This window comes from Bacillus luti, assembly GCF_001884105.1.
Lineage (GTDB): Bacteria > Bacillota > Bacilli > Bacillales > Bacillaceae_G > Bacillus_A > Bacillus_A luti.
Window position 1 is genome coordinate 35,430 of the sequence record NZ_MACI01000070.1, and the last position, 6,732, is coordinate 42,161.

7 protein-coding genes and 1 pseudogene are annotated in these 6,732 nt (G+C 31.7%); 3 read left to right on the plus strand and 5 right to left on the minus strand.

What is annotated here, in order from left to right; genetic code table 11:
* Positions 1–4 precede the first annotated feature (4 nt).
* From BAQ48_RS17810 to yqeK, 4 genes are read right to left on the minus strand one after another with little or no spacing between them, the layout of a single operon-like run.
* Positions 5–745, minus strand: coding sequence for a class I SAM-dependent methyltransferase (locus tag BAQ48_RS17810; RefSeq protein WP_084064806.1), 741 nt, complete (start codon positions 743–745; stop codon positions 5–7).
* A 54-nt stretch (positions 746–799) separates the two neighbouring features.
* Complete coding sequence (gene mtnN, locus BAQ48_RS17815) at positions 800–1,537, minus strand: 5'-methylthioadenosine/S-adenosylhomocysteine nucleosidase (RefSeq protein ID WP_071712184.1); 738 nt, start codon at positions 1,535–1,537, stop codon at positions 800–802.
* Positions 1,534–2,208: a DUF3885 domain-containing protein gene (locus tag BAQ48_RS17820; protein ID WP_071712185.1), complete on the minus strand. Its 675-nt coding sequence runs from the start codon at positions 2,206–2,208 to the stop codon at positions 1,534–1,536. The genes mtnN and BAQ48_RS17820 overlap by 4 nt, the downstream gene beginning before the upstream one ends.
* Positions 2,209–2,221: 13 nt before the next feature.
* Positions 2,222–2,830 carry a bis(5'-nucleosyl)-tetraphosphatase (symmetrical) YqeK gene (gene yqeK / locus BAQ48_RS17825; RefSeq protein ID WP_071712186.1) on the minus strand — a complete coding sequence of 203 codons (609 nt, stop codon included), beginning with the start codon at positions 2,828–2,830 and terminating at the stop codon, positions 2,222–2,224.
* 194 nt (positions 2,831–3,024) lie between these two features.
* Here yqeK and BAQ48_RS17830 point away from each other — a divergent pair, with 194 nt between their 5' ends.
* From BAQ48_RS17830 to BAQ48_RS17840, 3 genes are all read left to right on the plus strand, one after another.
* A complete protein-coding gene (locus BAQ48_RS17830; protein WP_071712187.1) occupies positions 3,025–3,720 on the plus strand; it encodes a response regulator transcription factor in 696 nt (231 codons plus the stop codon).
* Positions 3,710–4,867 carry a sensor histidine kinase gene (locus BAQ48_RS17835; RefSeq protein ID WP_071712188.1) on the plus strand — a complete coding sequence of 386 codons (1,158 nt, stop codon included), beginning with the start codon at positions 3,710–3,712 and terminating at the stop codon, positions 4,865–4,867. The genes BAQ48_RS17830 and BAQ48_RS17835 overlap by 11 nt, the downstream gene beginning before the upstream one ends.
* A 177-nt stretch (positions 4,868–5,044) precedes the next feature.
* On the plus strand, positions 5,045–6,061 hold the full coding sequence (locus tag BAQ48_RS17840) for a D-alanyl-D-alanine carboxypeptidase family protein (protein WP_071712189.1): 1,017 nt from the start codon (positions 5,045–5,047) through the stop codon (positions 6,059–6,061).
* Between the two features lie 58 nt (positions 6,062–6,119).
* Here the strand turns inward: BAQ48_RS17840 and BAQ48_RS17845 are convergent.
* Positions 6,120–6,563: pseudogene (locus BAQ48_RS17845) on the minus strand (DinB family protein); the annotation flags it as partial.
* Positions 6,564–6,732: the final 169 nt, after the last annotated feature.

The window sequence follows — 6,732 nt, forward strand, 5'->3', positions numbered from 1 at the left end:
ATTGTTATATACTACATTCGAACACATGAAATGAATTCCCTTCACCATATCCATCCTTTATTTCATGAATAACCACTTGACTAAACCCATTTTGAATAAGGATATTTTCAAACTCTTTTAAATCATATAGTCTTATAGGAAAATCCATAATCTCAGTTTCTACTATTTTCTCATTTTGGATGACTTCATATTTTAGTTTAATATTTAAAAGCCTTTGCGAGTCATCATATGATACTTTTCTATTTTCAACAATGCATTCATTGTTAATTTCTTTTCTATTTGTTTCTATCCAATCTAGAATCTCTTCCGTTTCGCTTCCCCCTAATACAACTGTAAGAAGGAATTTCCCATTTTCTTTTAAGTTATTTTTCATATTTTGAAGACTAATATCTACTAAATTATCTGGTAAAAGTGAAAATGAACCAATTGGTATCATGATAAGATCATATTTTTTATCACCATGGAAGTTTTCGATTCTTTCTTGTGATATAACTGGCTTCAAGTTGAATTTTTCTGCCTTTTCTTTACACACTTTAAGCATTTCTACTGAAAGGTCGAACCCTTCTATATCAATACCATTTTGCATAAACGGAATTAACATTCTACCATTCCCGCACATCGGTTCTAACACTTTCATATTTTTGTCTTTTATAAAAGAAAGATAAAATTCCAATTCTTTTCCGGCCGCTATTGATTTATCACTTTCATATATTTTTGTACAAAGTTCACCATAATACGTATGCAATATTATTCCACCCCTTAACTTAAAATACATGGATAGTTTGTTACATAAGTTCTGCTATCTATTATTTACTACCGTAATCTCATAAACACGTAAAAAAGCAATTAAATGTTCACATGCTCTTTCGCATGCTAACATTTTAAAGATTTTTTGTTCTTCTTTCGTCTTATCATTTGCTTGATCCGAAGCAGCTTTTAAACATAAAAATGGTTTTTTATTTATATGACAAACATAAGCGAAAGCTGCCACTTCTTGATCAACTGCCAAAGCTCCGTATACAGTATGGAGTAAATATCTCATTTCTGAACTGCGAATACGTTGATCCCCAGATAAGAATGTGCCGAAATGAATCGGATCATAAGACCGCATTTTTTTTATTCTTCTTACAAGTGATTTTGTTGTTTCAATAGGTGCTGTTCTACCATTATATAAATTAAAAACATCTTCTCCCGAACCAGCAGCAGTAACGTCGTGTTGTATTGCATTAAGGGCCACTACAATATGACCATTTTTCACCTTATTTGATAGACTTCCGCATATCCCTGTCATAAATAACTCATCTGGCTGAAACTCGCTAATTAATAACTGTACACAACTAGCGCAGCTTACTTTACCAACACCAGTTACAACTGATATAATTTCCAGCTCATTAATAGTATGAAAATGAAATTCCCAAGCTGCTCTTTTTTCAACGCGTTCACTAGGATAATATTGATGCAAATACGTAAGTTCTGGTTCCCATGCGGATACGATTGCAATACGTTTCATTACACGATTCACTTCCCCTACTGTCATTTAAATAAGTTATCTATACTTTCTCGTTCATAGTCTGGAATCCACTCTTTGTATTTCTCATATAAATCTCGTATTATTTCTTTATTCTTCGCAATTACTTCACATCCTCTATCATCGTAAATAAACATGATAATACCTTTCGTTGCATTTATGAGAAATACATCTGGATAAGAAATTTCTTTCTTACGTCCAAAACGAGGATAAAGATCTGGAAAGTTTTCATGATTAGCAGCTTGAATAAGCGGTTCATGTTTAATATCTTCCGCAAGACATTTTAAAGAGAATTGAAATGTACAAAATAAATCTGCTTTTTCATCTTCAAATAGAAAAGGTAACGCTTCTTGTCTTATACGAAACTTTAAATCTTTTTTCTTAATATATCTATCGTATACATTTATTTTCTGTGGAGTTTTTATATTTTCCTTTTTAAATCGATAAACATTTGTTACTAAAAAAACTGTATCTTTTTTCGAAAATATATCATGGAATACTTCTTTATTGCACTTATATAGTTGATAAAAATAATCCATATTATATTCATCTGTTCCCTCTTTGAATTGGTATTTACCTTTCCCAAAATCGAAATGCAAATGATTTTTCCACTGAGAGCATATGTACGGTACTAATGTAACACCTCGAAATGTTTGATTCATATATTCTTTTAATTGCATTTTTATATCCTTTCTACTCTACAATTTCTTTTAAATGCCAATATGCTTCTTCTAGCCACGGATGTATAACTTTCAGTGTATTTTTTCTTTCCCATAAATATGAAATATATGCAAATGCAGCATGTTCTAAAGATTTTTCTATTCCTTTTTTTACTTCTACTAAATACGGTGGTGTGCCTTGTTGATCCCATGCTATTTTGTCAGCAACAAATAATATTAAATCCATCTTTGTAGCCTGTTTACGCAACGTAGTGTGGCAACCGATTGCGTTTAAAATCTCTTCATCATGTACTTTAAATATCTCATTTGCAATTACTCTCGATAATTTTTGATGAATGATCATTGGGAATTCTCGCTCTTCCTCTACTATTTCTACTCCATGTTTTTCAGCCACTGCAATCCGTACATCATTTGGAAAGATTGCACTACTATCATGTAAATATCCTGCAATTGCTGCTTTTTCTTTATCTTCATAAAACATTCCTGCAATTTCCCTAGCCTCATTCGCTACGTGAATGGAATGTTTATATGTAATTTCTTTATTGTATTTTAATAGAAATTCTTTTATATCATTTTCAATTTCTCCAGTTGCAGCAAATGAATATATATCATTATATAACATAGCAAATCCTCCTTATAACTAACTTTCATTATAATGTAGAATGTAAATATCCCTCTTATTTTGTATTCGCTATGAATATTTTAATACCTTTTTAATACGTTACATGAAATTTTATGTAGAATCATTGCTACAAAGTACATAAATGTTTGATATTATAGTAATGTTAATAATTTTGGAAAGGAACTAACTAAATAATGAATAAAAACATATTAATTATTGATGACGATAAAGATATTGTAGAATTACTCGCTGTTTATTTGCGAAATGAAGGCTATAACATTTTTAAAGCATATGATGGTGATGAAGCTTTGCAAATGTTATGTACATATGAAGTAGATCTTATGATTCTGGATATTATGATGCCAAAACGAAACGGATTAGAAGTTTGCCAAGAGGTTCGTGAAAATAATACTGTACCTATTCTTATGCTTAGTGCCAAAGCTGAAGATATGGATAAAATATTAGGACTTATGACAGGGGCAGATGATTATATGATTAAACCATTCAATCCACTGGAATTAGTGGCTAGAGTGAAAGCTTTGTTAAGAAGATCGTCTTTCCAAAACAATGCTACTCAAAAAAAAGAAGATGGTATCATTCGTATTCGAGCTGCTGAAATCCATAAGCATCATCATACCGTGAAAGTAAATAATGAGTATATTAAGCTTACATCTATTGAATTTGATATTTTATACTTACTTGCAAGCAATACAGGAAGAGTATTTAGTTCAGAAGAAATATTTGAACGCGTATGGAATGAAGATGGTTATGGTTCTAACAAAACTGTTATGGTCCATATTAGTAATTTACGTGATAAACTTGAAACCGTAATGAATGGAGAAAAATTTATTCATACTGTTTGGGGAGTGGGCTATAAAATTGAGAAATGAAGCATTTGATATATTAAAAGATATTCCAAAATGGAAAATTATTTTTTGGCTCTTATTAGCTGTTACACTAACTCCGATTACCGAATTAATTATATATCGTCTCATAACGAGTGTAATTGAGAGTTCGCTTACTTTAAGTGAACTCGGTAAAGAATTCATTAGAATTTTCGGCTATGAAAAATATAAAGGGCTAAAGGAATCCCTTTGGATGATAATTGTATCTTATTTGTTTCTATTCTCTATTTTCTCATCATATTTATACATTTTTTATCGTCGCGAAAGAAAAATGTACTATGAAACTCGTATAAAAAAAATGATCGAAGAAATTCGTTATATCGCAAGTGGAAATTTCAATCATAAAATTTCCATTGTAAATCATAATTATTTAGAAGAATTAGCAACTGGGGTCAATCAAATTGTTGAACAATTAAAAGTCTCAATTGATGAAGAAAGGCAAGCGGAACAAGCCAAAAGCGAACTGATTACAAATGTATCACACGACTTACGAACCCCTCTTACATCAATAGTGGGCTATGTAAATTTAATCCATCATGATAATTATAGAGATGAAGTGGAATTACGTCATTATATACAAGTCATTTATGATAAGGTAACACGCCTTAATGCATTAATGAATGATTTGTTTGAATATACACGTGTTCAAAATAAAGAGTTAAGTTTATATTCTGCTCCCATTGATATTGTAGAACTACTTGGACAATTAACTGTTCAATTCCGAATACAGGTTCAAGAAGCTAACATAGAATGCAGACCTTCCTTCCCATCTCAAAAACTCATGGTATTAGCTGATGGTGACAAATTAGTACGCGTGTTTGAAAATCTTATTATAAACGCTATCGCTTATGGAAACGAAGGTCACTATATTGACCTTACAGCTTATGAAAGTAATAATATGATTACAATTGATATTACTAATTACGGGCAACCTATTCCTAGTACGGATTTACCTCATATTTTTGAACGATTTTATCGCGTTGAGAAATCACGCTCAACAAACACTGGTGGATCTGGCCTCGGATTAGCAATTGCCAAAAGTATTGTCGAACTGCATAAAGGAACAATTGAAGTATATAGTGATGACACCAAAACAACTTTCACTGTAAAACTATTACCTTATAAAGGTTAATTTCACATAAATTTAGGTTCAATTTCTTCTACGATAAGAAATTGAACCTTTTTCCATTAATACCCAAAATTTAATAATCCTTTATAAATCTTTAGAAATTCTTTACCTTTTCTTTCTTCCTAATTAAGCATTCCTTCTTACAATAATAATATTGATGTCATAGTAGGAGGATCGCTTATGCAATTCTTAAAAAAAATAACAGTTTTATTATTATCTTTTCTCATTACTGCACTTATCGTTTTATATTTTTATCTTTATGTAAATGGTCCAGTTATTCAAGCTAAATCAGCTATTTTAATAGATGCTAATTCAGGGGAAGTTATTTATAAAAAAAATGAAGAAACTCTAATACAATCAGCTACTTTATCTAAATTAATGACAGAGTATATCGTGTTAGAACAACTAAATGACGGCAAAATACAGTTGGATGAATCCGTAAAAATAAGCAACGAAGTGTTCCAAGCGGAAAGAAGCCCTATTCAAGTAACATCCAAGGATAAAACGACGGTTCGTGATTTACTTCATGCATTGCTTTTAACAGGAAATAATCGTTCCGCACTTGCGCTAGCGGAACACATTGGTGGAAATGAAGATAGCTTTACAACGTTAATGAATGAAAAAGCAAAACAACTACAGTTATCACAATCATCTCCATTTCTAAACTCTACTGGTGTTAATAACGATACAAATAAACAACCTAGCACAACAGCGATAGACGTAGCTAAACTAGCAACACAATTAGTAAAAGATTTTCCAGATGTACTGAATATTACGAAATTAACCTCTTACCAGTTTACCTTCAAAGATTTCCAAGTTTTTAACACGAACAAGATGATTTATTCCCTTAATAAAGACATTAAACTCCAAGGTGTCGATGGCTTGCAGACTAGTTTTTCAACTAACGGTATTTATAGTTTTGTCAGTACAGCTAAGCTAGGTAATACAAGGCTTATTTCAGTAATATTAGAAGCCGATGAAGAAAACAGTACTTTTATCGAAACAAAAAAATTACTGCAGTACGGTTTTGACCCTTCCTCCTACTCTGCACTCCAAGCTTTTAAAGATACCCTTACATCTTGGTCAATATTGCTACAGTTTAAAAATTTAATCATACAAACGATGATGATTTTTTTCATCATTACGATATTAATGTTTTTACATATACGTCAAAAAAAATCCGAGGATTTCAACTGAAAAATCTTTTTGTATTTAAAAACCGACTTGCGTTTACAGTGCAAGTCGGTTTTTAAGTCTATAATCCTCTTCCAATTAAATTCGCTGAAATGGGCTGAAGGTTTAACTCTCTTGCCCATATGGATAGCTGACCTATATGATGAATTTCATGTACAATAACGTGTCGTAACACTTCACCATACCTATACTCTTTATCCGTCCATGAAACGTTTAATATTTGATTTTCTAAGGATTCTGTCCACGATTGTACAAATTCTTCTAAATCTTTGTTATACAAATCAGATAACGCCTTTACTTTTTGAATGGATTGATAATCCTTAAATTTCGGCTCATCTACTTCCTTTCCTTTCAAATCACAAATCCAGCTATACTCAACATCTACAATATGAAATAATGTTTCTAAAATACTTCCAACACCACCAACACGCTTACGGAGTAATTCTTCCTCTGAAAGTTGCTCACACCACTTAAACCAATCGTCTCTTACTTGCCAATTGTATTGAAGTCAACTACCCCCACTGAGATAAAACGTTTCAGTGGGGGCTTGAGTTTGAATGCTAGGTCTTTTCGTCTATCACTAGACAGTTGACGCTCTAGCGTTCATGCCACCTTATGGTAACACCCCAAGTATGTTTTTGGTTGGTACTGGCAACGAACGATTGTTTTCCCAC

What these genes read in the sequence shown, in the direction of transcription:
- mtnN (WP_071712184.1), bottom strand. Translation starts at nt 1,537, where the DNA reads ATGACAGTAGGGGAAGTGAATCGTGTAATGAAACGTATTGCAATCGTA.
- BAQ48_RS17820 (WP_071712185.1), bottom strand. Translation starts at nt 2,208, where the DNA reads ATGCAATTAAAAGAATATATGAATCAAACATTTCGAGGTGTTACATTA.
- yqeK (WP_071712186.1), bottom strand. Translation starts at nt 2,830, where the DNA reads ATGTTATATAATGATATATATTCATTTGCTGCAACTGGAGAAATTGAA.
- BAQ48_RS17830 (WP_071712187.1), top strand. Translation starts at nt 3,025, where the DNA reads ATGAATAAAAACATATTAATTATTGATGACGATAAAGATATTGTAGAA.
- BAQ48_RS17840 (WP_071712189.1), top strand. Translation starts at nt 5,045, where the DNA reads ATGCAATTCTTAAAAAAAATAACAGTTTTATTATTATCTTTTCTCATT.